Annotated in this window: 1 protein-coding gene; it reads left to right on the top strand. The window is 73.8% G+C overall.

Features of this window, described 5'->3' with window-relative positions; translation table 11 throughout:
* Nucleotides 1-3,129, top strand: a 3,129-nt coding sequence (locus ACIBQX_RS50585; protein ID WP_397017866.1) for an acyltransferase domain-containing protein, incomplete at both ends; no start/stop codon positions are given.

Below are 3,129 nucleotides of genomic sequence, written 5' to 3' on the forward strand. Positions count from 1 at the left end.
CGCGCACGTCATCATCGAACAACCCGCAGAAATCCCCCTCAACCAGGACGACACCGAGACGCTGCCGGTCGTTCCCTGGGTGATCTCCGCCCGCAACGCCACCGGGCTGACCGCACAGGCCCAACGGCTGCACGGCCACCTGATCTCCCGGCCCGAGCTGGACCCGGTCGACGTCGGCTGGTCCCTGGCCACGACCCGCGCGAACCTCGACCACCGTGCCGTGCTCGTCGGGGCCGATCGCGCCGAGCTCGTCGCATGTCTGGCCGCCCTGGCCGGATCGGCGGACGCGCCGCCGGCCGGTGTGCTGACGGGGAGCGCCGGTTCGGTGGGCAAGGTCGCGTTCCTGTTCACCGGCCAAGGCGCTCAGCGAGTGGGGATGGGCCGGCAGCTGTACGCCGCGTATCCGGTGTTCGCGCGGGCCTTCGACGCGGCCTGCGCGAGCCTGGACGAGCACCTGGACCAGCCAGGGCCGTCGTTGACAGCCGTCATCGGTGGCGCCGGTCGTATCGATGACACGGTGTGGGCGCAGGCGGGGCTGTTCGCGGTCGAGGTGGCGCTGTTCCGGTTGCTGGAGTCGTGGGGTGTGACCCCGGCGATGGTGGCCGGGCATTCGATCGGTGAGCTGGCCGCCGCGCACGTCGCGGGGGTGTGGTCGCTGGCCGACGCCTGCGCGGTCGTGGCGGCTCGGGGCCGGTTGATGCAGGCGCTGCCCGCCGGCGGGGCGATGCTGGCGGTTCAGGCGGATGAGGACGATGTCCGTCAGGTTCTGGCGGGGACCGAGGGCGTGGGCGTCGCGGCGGTCAACGGCCCAGCCGCCGTGGTGGTGTCCGGGGCGGAGGGATCGGTGGCGGAGGTCGCCGACGCGTTCACCGCCCAGGGCGTACGGGTGCGGCATCTGCGGGTGTCGCATGCCTTCCACTCGGCGTTGATGGAGCCGATGCTGGCGGAGTTCGCGCGGATCACCGCGTCGGTGTCGTACAGCACGCCACAGATCCCGCTGGTGTCGACGCTGACCGGCCAGGTGGTCAGCGATGAGGTGACGGATCCGGCGTACTGGGTGCGCCAGGTGCGCGAGCCGGTGCGGTTCGCCGACGCCGTCAGCACGCTGCGGGACAGCGGGGCGCGCACGTTCGTGGAGCTCGGCCCGGACGGTGTGTTGTCCGCCCTCGGCCCGCAGACCGCCGCCGTCTCGGGTACGACTTCGAGTCCGTCGGACCCCACCCCGAGTCGGGTGGACGCCGAGGACTGGATTCCGGTCCTTCGCCGGGACCGGGACGAGCCCGCGACCCTGGTGACGGCTGTCGGCCGGTTGTACGCCCGGGGCGGGATCGTCGATTGGCCCCGCTTCTACGCCGGGACCGGGGCGCGGCGGGTGGACCTGCCCACCTACGCCTTCACCCGGCACCGCTACTGGCTGAGCTCCGGCGGGTCTCAGGGCGACGCAGCCGGTCTGGGGCTGGGCTCGTCCGGTCATCCGTTGCTGGGCGCGGCCGTGAACCTGCCGGCCAGCGGGGGGCTGGTGCTGACCGGCAGGCTGTCGCTGAGCGCCCAGCCGTGGCTGGGCGAGCACGTGGTCGCCGGCCGGGCGATCCTGCCCGGCGCGGCCCTGGTGGAGATGGCGATCCGGGCCGGGGACGAGATCGGACGGTCCCGGCTCGCCGAGCTGGTGATCGAAGCGCCCCTGGTCCTGCCGGATCGGGGCGGCGTCCGGGTTCAGGTCACGGTCGACTCGATCGAGTCGGACGACGACGCCCGGCGCAGTGCGGTCGCGGTCTACTCCCAGCCCGAGCAGGAGGACCCGGCCGGCGCCTGGACCCGGCACGCAACCGGCCTCCTCAGCCCGGCCGACAGCATGGCCGCCACCGCGCTGGGGCACCCAGCCGTTCTCGCCACGGCTGAGGACATGGACGGGGCCCAGCCGGGTTCCTGGCCTCCCGTTGGGGCGGTCGTACAGGATCTGGAGGGCTTCTATCCCGCGCTGGCCGCCGCCGGGCTGAGCTACGGGCCGCTGTTCCAAGGGGTGCGGAAAGTATGGCGGCGCGGTGATGAGGTCTTCGCGGAGATCGCCCTCGCCGATGACGCCACCGTCGCCGGGTTCGGGCTGCACCCGGCCCTGCTCGACGCCGCCCTGCACCCGATCTCGGCCACCGGCTCAACGTCCGGCCAGGACGGTCCCGGACGCGGCCCGTTGCTGCCCTTCGCCTGGACCGATGTGGTCGTACACGCGACCGGCGCCCGTGCGGCCCGGGTGCGCCTGGCACCGACCCCGACCGGCGACGGGATGTCGCTGACCCTGGCCGACGAGACCGGCGCGCTGATCGCGGCGGTGGGTGGGCTGGCCCTGCGCCCGCTTCCGGCGGCTCGGGCGGGCTCGGCCGTCACCGGCGAGGCGCTGTTCACCCTTGACTGGGTCCCGGCGCGCTCTGCCGAAGGCCAGAAAGATCACGAGTCTGCGGACCTGAGTCGCTGGGCCGTGCTGAGCCCCGGCGACCCAGCACCGTTCGGCGAGCTCTCCGGCGCCGCGAGGTACTCCGGCATCGGCGAGTTGACGGCGGCGGTGGCCGCCGGCCGGCCGGCCCCGGACACCGTCGTCATCGGCTGCCCGACACGGTCCGAGAGCGCCGGTGTCGGCGACCGGGCGCGTGCGGCGGCGGCCCGCGCCCTCGGCGTCGTGCAGGAATGGCTGGCGGCCGAGAATCTGGCCGGGGCCCGGCTGGTGATGGTCACCGAGCGCGCGGTCGACGCCGGCTCCGGCTCCGGCGACGTCCCGATCGAGGTGGCCGGCTCCGCAGTCTGGGGATTGGTACGAGTCGCCGCCGGCGAGAACCCGGGCCGGCTGGTCCTCGTGGACCTCGACGTCGACCCTGACGCCGACGGCGCGGGAGACCTGGTCCGCGCGGCCGTGGCCACCGGGGAGGCGCAGGTCGCCGTCCGGGGCGGTCAGCTCCTGGTCCCGCGCTTGGCGCCGGTGAGCTCGGCGACCGCCCTTGAGGTGCCGCCGAACACGGACACCTGGCGGCTGGACTTCACCGAGCGCGGCACGCTCCAGAACTTGACCTTGGTTCCCGTTGGTGGTGGTGGGGGTTTGGGTGTTGGTGAGGTGCGGGTGGGTTTGCGGGCTGGTGGGGT

Source organism: Nonomuraea sp. NPDC049714 (assembly GCF_044465295.1).
Classification (GTDB): Bacteria; Actinomycetota; Actinomycetes; order Streptosporangiales; family Streptosporangiaceae; genus Nonomuraea.